Origin of the sequence: Halobacillus sp. SY10 (assembly GCF_045401165.1) — a bacterium.
Lineage (GTDB): Bacteria > Bacillota > Bacilli > Bacillales > Halobacillaceae > Halobacillus > Halobacillus aidingensis.
The window spans coordinates 201,179-218,345 of the sequence record NZ_CP174345.1 but is presented as its reverse complement, the minus strand read 5'-3'; the positions used below and the strand labels follow the sequence as shown (position 1 = coordinate 218,345).

General features: G+C 45.4%; 14 protein-coding genes. 3 read left to right on the top strand and 11 right to left on the bottom strand.

The features are described from left to right. Nucleotides 1-30 precede the first annotated feature (30 nt). The 3 genes from ACJA3J_RS01225 to ACJA3J_RS01215 form a co-directional block, all read right to left on the bottom strand. Nucleotides 31-1,524, bottom strand: coding sequence for a UDP-N-acetylmuramoyl-L-alanyl-D-glutamate--2,6-diaminopimelate ligase (locus ACJA3J_RS01225; RefSeq protein ID WP_089652945.1), 1,494 nt, complete (start codon nt 1,522-1,524; stop codon nt 31-33). Nucleotides 1,525-1,790: 266 nt separating this feature from the next. Beyond that, entirely contained in the window at nt 1,791-3,857 is a 2,067-nt protein-coding gene (locus tag ACJA3J_RS01220) for a heavy metal translocating P-type ATPase (protein ID WP_406945299.1), read from the bottom strand. A 14-nt stretch (nt 3,858-3,871) separates the two neighbouring features. Further along, the gene (locus ACJA3J_RS01215; RefSeq protein WP_089652901.1) at nt 3,872-4,210 is read right to left on the bottom strand and encodes a metalloregulator ArsR/SmtB family transcription factor; all 339 of its coding nucleotides are present in this window, start codon (nt 4,208-4,210) and stop codon (nt 3,872-3,874) included. A 205-nt stretch (nt 4,211-4,415) separates the two neighbouring features. Here ACJA3J_RS01215 and ACJA3J_RS01210 point away from each other — a divergent pair, with 205 nt between their 5' ends. Further along, the gene (locus tag ACJA3J_RS01210) at nt 4,416-5,075 is read left to right on the top strand and encodes a type 1 glutamine amidotransferase domain-containing protein (protein WP_089652902.1); all 660 of its coding nucleotides are present in this window, start codon (nt 4,416-4,418) and stop codon (nt 5,073-5,075) included. Nucleotides 5,076-5,113: 38 nt separating this feature from the next. On the opposite strand, the gene ACJA3J_RS01205 is transcribed toward ACJA3J_RS01210, so the two are convergent. Beyond that, entirely contained in the window at nt 5,114-5,344 is a 231-nt protein-coding gene (locus tag ACJA3J_RS01205; RefSeq protein WP_089652903.1) for a hypothetical protein, read from the bottom strand. Between the two features lie 160 nt (nt 5,345-5,504). Here ACJA3J_RS01205 and ACJA3J_RS01200 point away from each other — a divergent pair, with 160 nt between their 5' ends. Further along, the gene (locus ACJA3J_RS01200) at nt 5,505-5,921 is read left to right on the top strand and encodes a VOC family protein (protein WP_406945298.1); all 417 of its coding nucleotides are present in this window, start codon (nt 5,505-5,507) and stop codon (nt 5,919-5,921) included. 52 nt (nt 5,922-5,973) lie between these two features. Here ACJA3J_RS01200 and ACJA3J_RS01195 read toward each other — a convergent pair whose 3' ends face one another. From ACJA3J_RS01195 to ACJA3J_RS01175, 5 genes are all read right to left on the bottom strand, one after another. Then, nucleotides 5,974-7,098, bottom strand: a complete 1,125-nt coding sequence (locus ACJA3J_RS01195) for an NAD(P)/FAD-dependent oxidoreductase (RefSeq protein WP_406945297.1) — start codon at nt 7,096-7,098, stop codon at nt 5,974-5,976. 697 nt (nt 7,099-7,795) lie between these two features. Continuing rightward, on the bottom strand, nt 7,796-8,014 hold the full coding sequence (locus ACJA3J_RS01190) for a hypothetical protein (RefSeq protein WP_115893268.1): 219 nt from the start codon (nt 8,012-8,014) through the stop codon (nt 7,796-7,798). Between the two features lie 64 nt (nt 8,015-8,078). Next, nucleotides 8,079-8,462, bottom strand: a complete 384-nt coding sequence (locus ACJA3J_RS01185) for a carbonic anhydrase (RefSeq protein WP_406945296.1) — start codon at nt 8,460-8,462, stop codon at nt 8,079-8,081. Between the two features lie 82 nt (nt 8,463-8,544). Beyond that, a complete protein-coding gene (locus ACJA3J_RS01180; RefSeq protein ID WP_406945295.1) occupies nt 8,545-10,254 on the bottom strand; it encodes a DNA-binding protein in 1,710 nt (569 codons plus the stop codon). A 91-nt stretch (nt 10,255-10,345) separates the two neighbouring features. Continuing rightward, nucleotides 10,346-11,296: an MBL fold metallo-hydrolase gene (locus ACJA3J_RS01175; RefSeq protein WP_406945294.1), complete on the bottom strand. Its 951-nt coding sequence runs from the start codon at nt 11,294-11,296 to the stop codon at nt 10,346-10,348. A 649-nt stretch (nt 11,297-11,945) separates the two neighbouring features. Between ACJA3J_RS01175 and ACJA3J_RS01170 the strand changes: the two genes are divergently transcribed. After that, nucleotides 11,946-12,308 carry a hypothetical protein gene (locus ACJA3J_RS01170; protein ID WP_208599177.1) on the top strand — a complete coding sequence of 121 codons (363 nt, stop codon included), beginning with the start codon at nt 11,946-11,948 and terminating at the stop codon, nt 12,306-12,308. 105 nt (nt 12,309-12,413) lie between these two features. Here the strand turns inward: ACJA3J_RS01170 and cydC are convergent, their stop codons facing one another. After that, nucleotides 12,414-14,123, bottom strand: coding sequence for a thiol reductant ABC exporter subunit CydC (gene cydC, locus ACJA3J_RS01165; protein WP_089652911.1), 1,710 nt, complete (start codon nt 14,121-14,123; stop codon nt 12,414-12,416). After that, entirely contained in the window at nt 14,120-15,847 is a 1,728-nt protein-coding gene (gene cydD, locus ACJA3J_RS01160; protein ID WP_406945293.1) for a thiol reductant ABC exporter subunit CydD, read from the bottom strand. The genes cydC and cydD overlap by 4 nt, the downstream gene beginning before the upstream one ends. Nucleotides 15,848-17,167: the final 1,320 nt, after the last annotated feature.

Below are 17,167 nucleotides of genomic sequence, written 5' to 3'. Positions count from 1 at the left end.
CCAGTCTCAGGGGGACCGAGACTGGATGTTTTATTGAGCGACCGATGGGTAAAAGCTCTCGATAATTTTTTCATCCGAGTGAGGAATCTCTTCACCTTTGACGATTTGCGAATTGTTGATGCAGCCACTCGTCAAAAGAATAATATCTCCTTCCTCACCTAACTGCATGGATTTACGAACACCTTCTTCTCTCGTGAGTGTTGGATGAATGTTCGAAGCATTTGGATTAGTAAAGCCAGTCATCACTTGATCGACCACGGATTGCGGGTCATGATAGCCAGGGTGATCGACCGTGACGATCACTTCATCCGCTTTTCCTTCAATCGTTTTTGCCATCTTGGGCATTTTGTTGAAATCCCGGATGCCAATGCCTGCAATCATGACAATTAAACGTCTGTGGTCAAGCTTCTTGACCTCCTCCAGCAACCTGTTCAAGGCTACGGGTGTATGCGCGTAATCTAAAATCACTGTTTGCTTCAGCGGCGTATCAATGACCTGGAATCGCCCTTCCGGCCCTTCCATATTTGGAAGCACGTCCAACACTTCCTCCCAAGAATAGTTCAGATGAAATGCTGTAGCGATCGCGGCCAGTACGTTCGCGACATTGTAAGTGCCATAGACGGGAACGTAGACTTTTTTCGTGTCTCCCTTATAGGTGAGGTCGAACAGAGACCCCTTTTTCATAACCTCAATGTTTTCTGCTGACAAATCAGCCTGTGGGTGACCTTCGATACTGTATGTCAGAAGACCATCCTTCCCCATCGCTAACAGCTCAGGAGCCATTCCTTCATCATCGATATTGACAACACGGTGGTTCGCCTGGTTGAACAAACGCATTTTACATTCCCTGTAATGATCAATCGTCCGGTGGTATTCCAAATGCTCTTCAGAAAAATTCGTATGGACAGCCACATCATATTGAATGCCCTCCACCCTGCACTGATCGAGAGCAATGGAAGATACCTCCATCACTGCCCCTTCATCGTCCAAGTTTCTGAGGTCACGGAAAATCCGGTGTAGATCCAGGGATTCAGGCGTTGTTGGCGTACTTTTCTTATATTGTAATTTCCGTTTTGATGACCATATCCCCGTCGTGCCAATCGAACCAGTCGGAAGGCCAAGCAAGGTCAATAGTGACCGGATATAGGCTGTGACTGTCGTCTTGCCGTTCGTTCCTGTTACCCCAATGGTTTTCAGTTCTTCATCTGCAAAGCCGAAGAAATCCTTTGAAAAAACAGACATGACGGAACGGACATTGTCTACAAGTAAGAAAGTTGTACGGTCATAGATTTGTGAAAGCTCCTCCAACACCTTTTCATCACTGCCGATGATTGTGGCAGCTCCCAGGCCGATGGCTTCTTCAATATATTCATGACCATCAAAATTCTCCCCTTTCAAACAAAAAAAAGCGGCTGCTGGTTCGACTCTTTTTGAATGAAAAGCAAGAGTTCTCACCTCTTGTTGAAGGGGGCCGTAAATATGTTTGATATGAAGTTTTTTTATATTTTCGAATTGGATCTTCATAGCCATTATCCTCACTCATTATATATGGTTTATCGTCGTCTTTTCGTAGCAAAAGTATGTATGGAAGGACGGGTGGTTTTGACGGAAACAAAGCCACTATTTACCGTACGACCATGACATACGTTTCCCTTTCCTCACCTAGCCGCAAACGCAAAAGACCCACACACAACAAAAACGGTCCACTCAGCCTACATATCTTCCAAATAAAACCACACCAGGTCATCCATTATTTGGATGACCTGGTGTGGAAGATAAATCCATATGAGTCACTCATCTTTCATAAGAAGGATGGTCAGACTGATGAGCGTGACAAGAATCGTTGCTCCCATATCAGCTAGAATGGCGAACCAAAGGGTGAGCCATCCTGGAATCGTGAGAAGAAGGGCGATCACTTTCAAGCCGAGGGCGATACCAATATTCCATTTGACGACGGCATTCACCCGTTTCGCAATTCGGAATGCATTCGGCAGTTTGCCGAGGTGGTCCTGCATGAGAACGATATCGGCAGTTTCAATCGCACTGTCCGTTCCTTTCCCCATCGCAATCCCTAAATCAGCCATCGCGAGAGCAGGCGCATCATTGATCCCGTCTCCAATCATGGCGAGTTTGGAGTTTCTTTTTAATTCGTCGACTTTTTCTACTTTCTGATCTGGCAAGAGCTGTGCATGGACATCGGTGACACCGATCTCTGCAGCCACTTTTCCAGCCGTCTTCTCGTGGTCACCGGTCAACATGATCGTATGTTTGATGCCTAAGGAATGGAGACGTTTCATAAGCGTACGGCTTTCTTCCCGCACTTCATCCGCTACTCCGAACATCCCGAGTACTTCTTTTTCGTCAGAAATGATAACAAGGGTGAATCCATCTTCTTTCAGCTTGTCGATGTCTGCTTTTACATCCTCTGAGACAGTTAAATGCGTCAATGTCTGTTCGCTTCCCACATAGTACGTCTTTTCTTCAATGACCGCTCGAACGCCTTTCCCAGGAATCGTATCAACAGAGGAAGGTTCCAAAGAATTCGCCTGTTGAACACGTGAATCTTCTAAGATCGCTCTCGCAATCGGATGGGAGGAATTTCTTTCAACAGCTTGAGCAACTGAAAAGAAACGCCCCTCTTCATAAACATTCACTGCGTGGACCTTAGGTTCTCCTTTTGTCAGCGTACCCGTCTTATCAAAAGCAATGCTTTCAATTTTTCCAAGCTGTTCAAGAAAAGCTCCACCTTTGACGAGAATGCCATTCCGCGCATTTTTCGTAATTCCGGAGAGAATCGCAATGGGAGAGGACAAAATCAATGCACATGGGCAGCCGACAATAAGAACCGCCAGTCCCTGATAAAAAGAACCTCCCCAGGTTGCAGAGAAAAGTAATGGTGGAAATACCATGACAAGACCGGCAATGACCATGATCAACGGTGTATAGTATTTAGCGAATCTGTTGATGAAAAGCTCTGTCGGTGTCTTCCTCTCCTGTGCTTCTTCCACTAACTGAAGAATTTTAGCGAGGGAAGAGTCATTGTAGGCCTTGGAGATTTCCACCTTCAACAACCCTTCGTTATTAATGCTGCCACCAAATAGCTTTTCACCAGGCTTCTTGTCTACAGGCAGAGACTCCCCGGTGATCGCTGCTTCATTCACAGAGCTGTAGCCAGCCGAGACCATACCGTCTGATGGGATTTTTTCACCCGCTTTTACAAGGACAAGATCTCCCTCTTTTAAATCTTCAATTCCTACGACTTCTTCCGTTCCATCTGCGAGAAGACGGGTCGCTTGTTTAGGCGCGACCTTCAATAACTGCTCCATCGAGCTACGCGCCTTTTCCATTCCGAGGCCTTCCAAATATTCATTCAGCCCGAACAAAATGGCTACAAGGGTCGCTTCTTTCCATTCCCCGATGGCCACCGCTCCGATGAGAGCAATCGTCATCAGCGTATCGATGTTAAACTTCAGCCGGGTTAAATTTTTCAAACCTTTCCAGAATGTCTGATACCCACTGATCGCAATCGCGGCCAAATACATCCCGATCATGACGAAAGGGGCAACCATTCCTTCCAATAAAAAGGTCGCACCGAAGATGAGCGAGGAAATAATGACGAGCTGCTTCATGTTCGGACCATGACTATGATCGTGGGCGTCTTCATCATCGACAAGAGAAGCGCCGTCGGATTTCAAAATCCGGCGTACTTTCTCCATATCGACGCCGTCTTGAACTCTTAATTTGCTCGATGAAAACTGAAGCTCGGAGTCTTCCCCGTGGTTGAGCTTGCGGATTTCCTCTTCCATTTCTGCTGCGCAATTCGCGCATGATAAACCTTGCAGTTTGTATTCCTTCATTCTCTTTCTCCCCTTTAATGGTGAAGAGCGTGATTGATGGTTTGTTGCAATAGATCGATGACGTGTTCATCATCGTGGGAATAAAATAATGTTGTACCCGCTCTTCGATACTTCACCAAGCGTAGATTTTTTAGAAACCGCAGTTGGTGGGAAACGGTCGATTGGCGAAGTTCTAATGTATCGGCAATTTGATTGACGGACATTTCTTGTTCACATAGTAAATGTAGGATTCTGATTCGTGTCGGATCGGACAACGCCTTGAATGTCTGGGAAACAACGAACAATGTCTCTTCATCCAGTTCATTGACGTGGTTTTTCTCCTGATCTTCTCGTTTATTTTTGTCTTCACTCATGAAATCGACACCTTCCTTATATGCGCATATATTCATATATACACTTATCGTATGCTTTAGCCTTCCATTTTGTCAATGTATGCTCGCCTATGTTTTATACATTTCAAAACGGGAAATTCAATCTATGTGCGACAAAGCAGAATGTTTGTCACAGTTAATTTTCACATATTAAAATAACATTCACTACCAAAGGAGGAGTACAATCATGTCTAAAAAAGTACTAATGGTCGTTACGAACCACGAAAAGATTACGGATGAGCAGCCGACAGGGATTTGGTTATCCGAATTCGGCGAAGCTTATAACGAGTTCCAAAAACACGGCTACGAAGTGACAGTAGCAAGCCCGGAAGGCGGCCGTTCACCTGTCGATCCAGGTAGTGTCAGCGAAGATGAACCACAAGAGATCTTAGATACAAAACCACATTTAGAAAATACAACACCAATCGCAGACGTCGAAGCGGAAGACTACGATGCCATTTTCCTACCGGGCGGTCACGGAACGATGTTCGACTTTCCGGATAATGAAAAGCTGCAAAAGCTGCTTCGTAACTTTTATGAAGCGGATAAAATCGTCGCAGCCGTCTGTCATGGTCCCGCAGGCCTTGTTGGAGCTACCCTGTCTAACGGTGAACCACTGGTCAAAGGAAAACGCGTCAATGCATTTACCGACGCCGAAGAAGTGGAAACAACGCTTGATCAACACATGCCATTCCTGCTTGAGAGCAAGCTGAATGAACTGGGCGCAACATTTGTGAGCGGCCCAAACTGGTCGGAGCATTATGAAGTGGACGGCAACCTGATTACCGGTCAAAACCCACAATCCACAGAAGTCGTTGCCAAAGAAGTCGTCAAACAACTGAATTAATATGTAAAGGGGTCCTGTGCCACAGGATCCCTTTTTCATTATTCATCGTCGTCTTTCCAACGGCCGAACAAATACGCGTACAGCTTTTGGGCAGCACACACAAATGAAACGAGCCAGAGAACCAACAGACCGATGACGATCAACCCTTTTACCCACGTCAATCCAGTTACAATTGTAAAAATCGCTGCACCAATTAAACCTAGGGTTACAACTACATGCAGAACAAAGGATGACAGGATTTTAAAGCTGTTGCTGATCCAGGCAGGCATAGAAAATCACCTCCTGCTCTACTTTATGTGATAGAGACAAATCAGCTTGTACGTTTTGATAGATTCTGTAAAAAAGGGCTTTTATTGAGGACCACAAGAAAGCTTGATGGGCGTTCATATGTTAAAATGAGTCTCAGAATTGCAGCAGAGGAGAATGAACGTGGAAAAAAGACTGGATCATATTGGAGTCGCTGTCCGCAATATCGAAGACAGCATCACTTTTTATACCAAAGTCCTTGGCGGAACCTTGATTGACCGTTATCGAAGTGAAGCAGAAGGAGTAGAAAGTGAAATCGCAATTATAGATATCAAAGGCGATCGTACAGAATTATTGATGCCAACGAATAATACAACCTCCCCCATCGCTCGCTTCATTAAGCAAAAAGGAAAAGGGGTCCATCACATTGCCTATGATGTCGGCGATTTGGACGCAGCGTTGAAAGAATTAGAGGAGCAAGGCATCCGGACTCTGGAATGGTCATTACGGACAAATAAACACGGACGACGTCTCATTTACTTGAATCCGGCTGATACAGAAGGAACGATCATCGAGTACTGTGACTATCCGGAGAAATAATGAAAAATCCTTGCAGCTTAATTAAGCTGCAAGGATTTTTAGATGGAGACATTCACTCAGAACCAAGCGCTTCTGACACGTCATAATCCTCCGGGGCAAGCTCGGTTTCTTTTCCAAGGACCAGACGAGCAAGTTCTGCGCCAACATAAGGGCCGGATGTAAGTCCAGAAGCTCCAAGACCATTAGCGACATATAAATTTGACCACTCAGGAATACCACCAAAAACAGGCAGGGACCCGGGCGTAAACGGTCGGAATCCTACACGCGTTTCAGCAAAAGTGCTGTCATGAAGACCAGGAGCCACTTCAAGCGCCTTATCAAACACATAATGAAGGCCGCCTACGGTTGAACGTCCATCGAAACCGGCATCGGTTTCATGCGTGGCACCAATGACAACACGGCCGCCCCCAAAGGAAAGCATGTACTGATTGTTCGGTGGCATAATAACAGGCCAATCTTCCGTTTCCGTATTCGGCAGATCCAAGTGGACGATTTGTGCTTTTTGAGGGTAAACGAGAAAATCAATGCCGAGCGGCTTGAGGATCGGTTTCGCCCACGCACCAGCTGTGACAATCACTTCATCCGCTTCATGGCGTACGCCGTCCACTTCGACAGCGGTCACCTTCTGTCCTTCATGAATAAGGCTCGCATCTCCATACATCCTCTGTACCCCATATTTCTCTGCTACACGAAGAAGGGCATCTCTCAACTCACGGCCATTGACGCGTGCCGCACCACTGACATGAATCGCGTCGTATCCATCCGCGAGCGGTGGAAACATCTTTTTCGCTTCTTCTGATGAAATCCTTGTGATTTCACCGATTTCAGGAGCGCCACCTTCTCTTCGCTTCAACGCTCGCTCAATCGTTTTTTCTAATTTAGCTTCATCCCTTTGGAGACTGATTGCACCGACACGACGGTAGCCTGTCCGTGTTTCTCCTTCCGCTTCAAGCTGACGGATCAGTTCTGGATAGTAACGGGCGCCGCCTTTGACGAGACGGTACCAGCGCTTGTTGCGGCGCTGAGCGAGCCACGGGCAGACGATTCCAGCAGCTGCTTCTGTCGCCTGTCCCTCATCTTTGCGGTCGATGATTTTCACGTCGACGCCTTCTTTTGCTAAGTGATATGCAGTGGATGCGCCTAGCACTCCCCCGCCGACAACGATATATCTCTTCATAGGTAAAACACCTTTTCATTCGTATTTTCATTTCCATGACCATTGTATAGAAAAAGAAACCTCCACTCAAATCCCTATTCAACAATATGGCAGGATTGTGGAAGACTCAGTTTCGAGACTTTTCTGGGTTCGTTTGCCGCATTGAGTGCCAGGGGTGGTTGGGAAGCTACTCGCTTTCCTGTGGGGGAGCGCCGAGCTTCCTCGGACTTTGTCCTGCGGGATCTCGCCTATCTACTTCTCCCACGGGAGTCTCGCAGCTTCCCACCCACCCCATTCGAGAAATGAGATAAACGAACCCACGCACACGAATGAAGCGTCTTCCATAATAACTGCTTTCTAGTTGAGAAGCGCTCTATAGCGAGCGTTAGAGTATAGTTTACTGCTTGTTTGAGAGTTAAATACACCAACTCCCATTACGATGAAGGGCCGCGTGTTCTGGAAGTGGTTTCGAGATACTCTTATGGTCAAGGGGCGGAGGGAAACGGTGAGACTCCTATGGGACGTGTGGGACAGATGAGACCCCGGAAGGCGTAGCCTGAGGAGGCTCAGCGCCCGCCCCATGGAAAGCGAACTGTTTCCCGGAGCCCCTAAACTCCAACAAACATCTCGAAACTAAGTCTTCTACAAAAGGGAGCTTTAGTGAAAGAAGAGGCACAGGTAAACCCCGGAGTGCGGACTCCGGGGTTTGAGTTTAAGGTTATTTACTTAGGTTACATAAATAGGTGTAACAGGATTCGATGTCGCTGACGCAATCATGAATGCCGTCACTTTCAATTTCAATTAAAGCAAAAGGATTCATTGTGATGGTATAGGAGGCGATGCGTATGCTCGGGTTCTCCTTCGTTAAATTCTGCAGTTCTTCATAAACTGGATCCCGCTCTTTTTCAACGAAATCAAACCAGCTCGCTTGCTCCATACCGCCACTCCTTCACGAATGTTCTATTACTAAGAACTATTCGCCACAAGGAAGAAAAATCCTCTTATCCCGTGATCACTTCTACTTCCCACTGATCGTTCACATATAATCCGATGACGTCTACATTAAAGCCCCATGATTTCACAAGATCTACTGATTTTTTAATTTGACCTGCTTTTTCATCGCGATCAACAGGGTTACCGGCGCAATTGTAGTGGCCGACAATGGCAACGACGCCTGATCCGTGCTTGTCTACGGATATATCAATTTTCGTTTTGACAGCGGCCAGCTGATCTTCAGAGCCTTCCAATAAGAACTTGGTCGGGCCTGCTTCTGTAATCATGTCGATGTATTCCGTTCCGTAACGTTCCTGCATCCAATGGATGACGGGAAGTTGCACACGTCCATCCATACAATTAATTGCTGTCGCAAATGTTTTTTCTGCCATAAAAAATCCCTCCAACTTAAATTTATCTATTTATTTTATCATAACAAAAAAACAGCAGGAGCGGGTGCCCTGCTGCTTCTCATCAATTGATGCCTTGAATTTGCATTGATTCTACTGTGGCTGTGCCATTATCGCGGATACGTGCCTGCATATTCACTTGATCTCCCTCTTTCAGGAAAATGGCGAGAGGGGCTTTGCTTGTGTTGACCGTATAGATGGTCGTCTCCCCTTCTAGTAAGAATTGAACAGACTGTCTGGAATCGGTAGAAGTGACAAGAACGCGGTTGATCGTTCCTGACTTCTCCGTCAACTCGACACCCTGACTTCCCTCCACACTACTGGGATCCTGGGCAATTTGCAGACGGTATGCGTTTAACGTCTGCTTGGCTGTATCTCCGAAAACTGCAAAGTCTGAATCTGCTGCCTTAATGTATGCATATTGCTTGAACAACCCGTTTGGATCAAGGACGTTTACGATCCATGTCGGGTGGCCGTCCACGTTATAGAGAACCGGCATCGTTCCTGTCCAGTTCTTTTCAGGATACTGTTTGTTGACGATCTGCACAGCTCCTTTACTGTCCATGATCCCCTGATTTTTCTGGCCGTTGTAATAAGTGAGGGCTCCTGTCCGTGCATTAATCAACGTATAACCAAGGGCAGAATCAATATTTTCTTTCGGTGAAGCCATATCTGTGAAATAGAACATTTCACCCGCTTCATTGAAAATCGGCGTGACACTGCTCTCAGTCCCTGACTCATTCGGAATCTTTACATCTTTTTTCCCAAAGATCGAATTCAACCATCCATTCACATATTTACCAAAGTACTCGTTTTCAATGGCTGCAAGTTCTGAACTTACCGATCCTTCAACGAAATCGGGAGCATTAGAAGAATCATAGGTCTCGATGTCCCCTGAAACCGGATCGACAATGGCCACTTTGATATCATTCATGTCCGGGCGGTTGGAAAACAGCAGCGGCTTATAAATCGTTTGGACATACCACGGTTTCCCTTCATCATCGACTTCAATCTGTGCGTCTCCACTTTGGACATAATTCGGATGCTTTCCATAAACGACACGCTGCACATTATGATTAAAGAAGCTTGAGTTGGTGTACCTCATTTTGCTCTCAACAAACTCCGGCTGTGCATTGATATTCGTTGCCGTAATTGTAAAGTACCCTTCCGTCTCTTTTCCTCGCAAATAACGCCAGAAGCTCGAGAATTCTACAGGCGCCACATAAGCGATTTCGCCATCAATCTGCTGGGCCTGCAGTTTTCCTAAATCATAGAATTGTGTATTCGGAACCACACTCATCGCTTTTTGCACTTTGTTCCTTGCTGACTCAGGCGCGACAGATATCGGTGTGTTCTCCTCATTCAAAGGACGGGCTTCCTCTTCCTCTGATTTCGAAATACTGTCATAGCTGTCCTGCAAAGCTAGAATGCTGTAAATGAAAACACCTATGACCGCGACCGCTACGCCTAAAATAATAATCCCTGACAGTGAGCGATGCATCGTTTGATATTGCACCGGCACTTTGGCTCCTCCGTACACTAACGGAACAAAAAGAACAGCGACGATCACATTGAGAATCAGCATATTCGGCACCGTAATCGTCGGCATGAATGCGTAAACGACGAAGAACATTACGATGATACCGAAAATCAGGACACCCAGTGTCGTTTTCATGATTTTCTTTCTTCTCATTCGATTTTTCACATAGACGATGATGGACAACGTCAAAAATAATAGAAATGATAATACCGTTGTCATTACTATTCCAATCATTATGTATCCCCCTTCTTTCTCCATATTCCATACGTTTGAATACATTGTTATGTTTCAATTATATGTGCAATCACGAGAAAAAGCAGAACAATTACGTTCTGCTTTTCTTCTTCAGGTAGTCGGCAAGCCCCATGGAACAAACGTCTATATCCAGTTTCAGAATCTCATAGACCTCATGATTCTGCGGAATTCCTTTATCCTCTAAATAGGACGATACACGATTATGAAGCCTCTGTTGAACGCCCTCCAACCCTTGTCCTTGCTCTAAAGCATCCTTCGCTTCACTCACAAAAACAGGAATCCAACTACTGACTTGGTCAAACGTTTGATCAGGATCTTTTGTCTTCCCAAAATGTCCGAAATAGAGACAAGAAGGATTCATATCGCGAAAACGATTGATGCAATCGAGCATCGCGTCCGGATCGAACTGATTCGGTGAAGTCGTTGGCAAATAAAAAGTTAGTCCATGATCTTCAGTCTGATGATATCGAATCCCTGCCGTATCTCCTGTGAAAATCCCGTTACTCAGTGAATCATGAATGCCAAGATGGTGCTTCGCATGTCCGGGAGTGTCATAAAACGTGAGTTTACGGTTCTTTGATAGCGTAAGCTTGTCTCCATCTGTCTTTGTTTCCAGTCTCTCTTCCGGTATAGGAAGAATCGGATCAAACAATTCATCAAACGCTTCTCCATAAACCGCCTTCGCTCCTTGAATCAAACGCGAAGGATCTGCGAGATGCCGCTTTCCTTTTTCATGAACGATGACCTGTGCGTTCGGGCACTCTTGCAAAAGCAGCCCCGCTCCACCTGCATGATCCAAATGGATATGCGTCAAAACCACGTACGCTACTTTTTCTTTCGGAATCTCCAACTCTTCCAAACCTGCCAGCACTCTCGGCACAGAAGGGCTCGGGCCTGTCTCCACGAGAGTAATGTCATCCCCTAACAAAACATATGTACCTGTCCGTCCTTCAAACCCCATATCATAGCCATCAATCAAAAACACATCATTACCTAAATCCATCGGCTCTCTCTTCTTCAATTCCTTCACCTCACCTTATGAATTATCTCTAGTGTACTAGAATTTAACAAATAATGATAACGCTTTCTTTAATCTGCATGTTTATTAAGATTGCTGGATTATTGAAGACTTGATTTCGATATGTTTGTGAGATTCTAGGGGCTACGGGAAAAGGTTCGCTTTCCATGGGGCGGGCGCTGAGCCTCCTCAGGCTACGCCTTCCGGGGTCTCAGCTGTCCCGCACAGCCCATAGGAGTCTCACCGTTTCCCTCCGCCCCTTTACCATATGAGGTTCTCGAAATCTCTTTTATAGTCCCTGCCTAGTTCTGTTGTGAAATCTTGCTTAAATCGCATCGTTATAGGATTCGTAACCATAAAAGCTCTAGTTGCTGGAAGGTAGTTTCGAGACTCTCTTACGACTAGGGGCGAAGGGGAATGGCGAGACTCCTGCGGGAAAAAAGTGCTTGGTGAGACCCCGCAGAGCGGAGCTCGAGGAGGCTCACCGCGCTCCCGCGGAAAGCGAGCTATTCCCCGCAGCCCCTATCCACTCACCAAAAGTATCGAAATCAAGTCTTCCACAATCCTGCCATATACTTTAATAAATCAAAAGAGATGGATTGTCACACTTTTGGGCTGGGTGAATATCATGGATTCTGAGGAGTTGGTTAAAATGACAGAAGACCGAAAGATGCACCAACAAGGTCATACGCAGCCTTCCTATGAGCAATGCAATAAGATGAAGTACTACCATGTCATGGTCCAAACGAAGGATGGACGCAGCTTTGATGGAGTCATCACTGATGTGAATCATGATAAGATGACGATCTTAGTCAGTGAAGATGTGATGGTCGACGAGGACGGGAACGCAATGGATGACCAACGCCAGTACGGATATGGCCGCCGTCGCGCTCGCCGCTTCCGTCGCGAAGTATTGCCACTAGCTGGTCTTGCTACATTAGCGCTGTTCCCATACTTGGCAAATCCGTACCCCTATTACTACCCATATCCGTACGGCTACCCTTACTACTATTAAGGGATTATCACGATCTACGAAACCGGATGTACACTTATCTCAATTACATGGAATAAATTACCGTACCAGGTCATCCATATTATGGAATATCCGGTACGGCATTTTTTATGTGCTGAAGATGTTTTTTTCGATTTGTTTCATTTCGTAGAAGTGTCCTTGTTTTTGCATGAGTTCGTCATAAGAACCTGCTTCTGCGACTTCCCCTTCAGCCATGACGATGATTTGGTCCATCTTTTCGAGGCCGCTCAAACGGTGGCTAATGAGGACGACGGTATCTTGAGACGCGCGTTCATACAGGTGATTGAATATCATTCGTTCGGTGAGAGCATCGACGGAAGATGTCGGTTCATCGAGCAACCAGAGACGCTTTCCTTTCAGAAAAGCTCTTGCTATGGACAAGCGCTGACGCTCTCCACCCGAAAGGTTCTCCCCTTTTTCGAAAACCGGTTGGTCCAGGTCAAACTCCAATCCAACCTCTTCCAGCACGAGCTTCATCTCTTCATCTGAGAGGTCTTCCCCGGCAAGCTGGAGGTTTTCACGTATGTTCCCGTAAAAATAATGATTCTCCTGAAGGACGACGTTGCTGTTTTCCCAAATGCTCTCTTCTGATATTTCCGTTATGTTCTTACCATTGACCATCAGCTCACCCATAGATGGGATTTGGAATTTCATGAACAGCTGCAGGAGTGTTGATTTTCCGGATCCACTTGCTCCGACAATGGCGGTTTTACTGCCTGCCGGTATGGACAAGGTGACACCTGTAAGTGCCTCTCTCTCCTCGTCCGGAAAACGGTAACTGACATCACATACTTGCATACTAGGAGCCAGCTTTCCATCAAGGTTGTACGTTTCTGTTCCACGATTTTCTTCCTCTACAATGGAAAAAAGCCGCTTCGATGCCCGTTTGCTATCATCAAGGTGACTGGGCAGAACAGCCATCGGTGCTGCATTTTCAAAGACTGTCAACGAAATCATCACCAGCATCGCTAGAAACAGCCCGTTCAGATCTCCTTCAGCCACAAGAAAAGCACCAAGGCCTGTGACGATCCATGAGACGAGGAGTGTCGCAAACGTGTTCCAGGAATGACTGGAAAGCATCTGACGACTGTCACGCTCACTCTCTCGAATATAATCATCGGAAGACTGATGAAGCATTTCTTTTTTGTCTTCAAGCTGCTGATAGATTTTAAGGTCACGGAAGCCGTACAGCCATTCCGCAGCTTCGGTCGATAACTCTCCGCGCGCCTCTCTTACACGGCTGGCTAGTTTCCGTTGTTTAACGGTGTACCAGGCTGGAATCAATAGCCCCGTAACGACAAGACCCAAGAGAAGAACGATGGCTATGGAAATAGAGAAGATGGATGCGAAAACGACTGTCCCTAAGAAGATGATGACAAGGACCACCGGTGGATAATACACACGCAAAAAGAAGTTTTGCAGACTCTCCACGTCACCGACGATTCGTGATAGCAAATCCCCACTCCTGTATTTCTGAAAAATCCTCGGTGCATGCGGTTCTAATTTTTTGTAAAAAGCAAGCCGTAAGTTACTTAAAATCGTAAAGGTCGCCCTGTGGGAAAAATACCTTTCCGCATAACGGCCGAGCGCCCTCGCAAACCCGAACAGCTTTAAAAAAGCGATAAGCACCGTCAAGGCATACAACGGCGGGATGAGCGCCGCCCTGGATATTAAATAGCCACTGGCGCCAAACAGCCCGACCGCTGACATACCAGCAAGAAAACCGAAGACGATCGAAAGCACGATATCCCTTTTTTCCAATACAACTAACCGGATGACTTCCTTCAGTTCCTTCATGCGGAGTTCCCTCCTTGCTGGACGGTCACCATATCCCTATACTCCTTCACCGTTTCCAACAGTTCTTCGTGTGTACCTTTTCCTATAAGATAACCGCGATCGAGCAGCAGAATTTGATCAGCCTTTTTGATTGTATGCAAACGATGGGCAACGGTGATGATTGTCGCTGTTTTCGCAAGCTTTTCCATGGAGGCTTGCAACACCCGCTCCGTTTTCAGATCCAGACCTGTCGTCGGTTCATCAAACAGGATGACAGAAGGTTTCTTCAAAAATGTACGCGCAAGCGCGAGGCGTTGTTTCTCTCCTCCAGAAAGTCCGCGTCCTGCTTCACCGACCGGGGTGTCGTACCCTTTTTCCAAAGATGCAATCAGCTCGGCGATTCCCGCTTTCTCCGCGGCCTCCTGAATTTCTTCCTTGGAATGATTCCCTCGCCCGCCAATCGCAATGTTTTCAGCAATCGTTCCGGAAAATAAATACGGGTGCTGAGAGATGTAGCTGACCTGAGAAAACCATTCTTTTTCTTCATAGTCAAAAAGGGAGCGATCATTAACTTTGATCGTTCCAGAGGACGGTTTAGTCAGGCCGGCTAAAAGGTGCAGGAGCGTCGATTTTCCCGCACCACTTTTACCAACGATGGCTACCTGGTTATAGGAATGGATGGTTGTCGTCAACCCTTCCATTGCAAACCCTTCCTCATAATGAAAACTCATTTGATCGAGCTTGATCTCAGGGGGCTGTTTACCTTCAAGCTTTCCACTTCCCCACTGAATGTGTTGTTCTTCTTTTTCAAGCTCTTCCGCCAACAGGTTGGAAGCACCTGTTGCGCCTCTCCCTGTATGAAAAGCACTCCCGAAGTCTTTCAGCGTCAAATAAAATTCAGGGGCAAGAATGAGAATGAAAAAGGCTGTAAAAAAGGAAACACTCTCATATACAACGAGCCGAATCGCAATTTCCAATGCAATCAGCCCGATGCTGAGCATGGAAATGAACTCAAGCATCAAGGATGAGACAAAGGCGACTTTCAAGACTTCCATCGTCGCATCACGGAAACCTAGACTGCTCGATTCAATCTCTTCCTTTTGCTGCTTGGAACGTCCAAAAAGTTTTAATGTTGTTAAGCCTTGAAGCGTATCAAGAAACTTTCCGGAGAATGTGTTTAACTTCTCCATCTGCTCTTCTGACTTCTTTTTTGTCATAACACCGATGATGGCCATAAATAACGGGATGAACGGAGCTGTAATAATCATGATCAGCCCTGAGTAGAGGTGCTGGGTAAACACAACGACAAGAATCATCAGCGGGATGATCATCGTCTGGATCATTTGTGGAATATAACTGCTGAAATAACCGTCAATCTCGTCGACGGAATCCATCAGCACACTGACTTTCCTTCCCGATTGTCCTTGTAAAGAGGCTTGTACGGGATTTCGCGCGTATTTATCAATTATGGACTGACGGAAATAAAGTTTTGCTTTGGATGCAAGCTTAATGCCTGTCCGGCCGTTCAGCCATGTAAACAGCGTCCGTCCAGCGAGCACCAAAAGCAATCCCGCGAGAAGTGGGAGGATATCCTGAAAACGTCCCTCACCAAGGAAGATCCGGTCGACGATCGCAACGAAAAAATAAGATTGACCAATAATCGTGGCACCAATCAACACGGAAGTGAGGACCAACAGCATGAAAACTCTTCGATCTGAGAAAACTAGTCTGCTGAGGTGCTTCATTTATATAAAACTCCTTATAAGCCATTTTGTGAAAAAATTCACATTACCATTATTATAATTCATGAAGCGGATCATTGCTAAAAATAAAACTGATGATTCTATGACAATTCTATATCATCGTCTCCTTAATAAACAGCTATCATACGTTATCCTAGGGACACTGATTAAAGGGACAAAGGGATCTTTTCTATATCATTTCCCTCTATGTAAAGTTGAAGACATTGTAATAGGTATGAAAAACCATTCGTGATTCTCTGCTTTTTTTTGAATCAAGAGTTTATAAATTTGTGCCCTTCGACTCTACCGAAGAAATGGGAGAAGCACATTTTATGCAGGTCTTAGGGAATTAATGAAATGAAAAAAACCCACAGGATTCATTTCCTGAAGGCTTACATGAGAGCATTATAATGTGGAAGCAGCGCTTGTACAGTTTGTTTACTGTTGATGTTGCCGTCTCATCTACAGTCATATCTCATGAAACGTCCCCTGAGTTAACCAGTGGTTTTGTATAAGGAAAAAAGTCCTGTACAAATAAAAGGGCTTGTTATTCAGCTTGAGTATTATTCCAATCATTAAATGTTCCCGCTGCTTTAACGTCGGGTTAATGTCCTGTAACTCGTGTGTAATGTCTTCTTCTTACCCAAAAACTCTCAGGGTTCTTGTATATAAAAGTCGTATGCAATAACTTCCGAAACGGATCTTTCCTGCTACAAATTTTGTTTTTTCGCGGTTGCCTGACCGGTGAGAACCAGCCAGATCATATATAGTAGAGTGAGCAAACAAAACGGCCTCCTCTTTACTTTAAATATTCCAAACGTCAAGACAGAGAACATGTCTTCTAGAACGATATAAGTGATACTTAGGTAGTCCATTGGGAGGAAACGTTTGAGACCTCTCCCCAAAGGTTTCCTTCGACTTTCATCTCTTCCACGTCATCATAATTTTCATCAGTTATCCTACTCCTAACAGGAGCGACTGAATTCAATGCTTCACGCAAAGCGGTCACGGCAGCAGTTTCGAATCATTTACTACCCCAATGATATTCTTTCCGATTAAGAAGTGACGGAATCCATCCCCCTGAATAATTTCTTCTCCGACATCGTTAATTTTGTTAATAAAAAATTTAACTTTTTGAATACTTTTAACGTTAACAAGCCTTTGGAAGCTTGTCAAAGTGAAAATTTTTTTAAATCGGCTATAACCTATGAGATGATAGGGCTTAAGGCGATTTTTTTCTAAAATGGATTTTGACAAGCGATTTTTATTCGTTAAGATAAAGTCTGTAAAGAAAAAATTTAATAAAGTTAATTGCTTTTACGC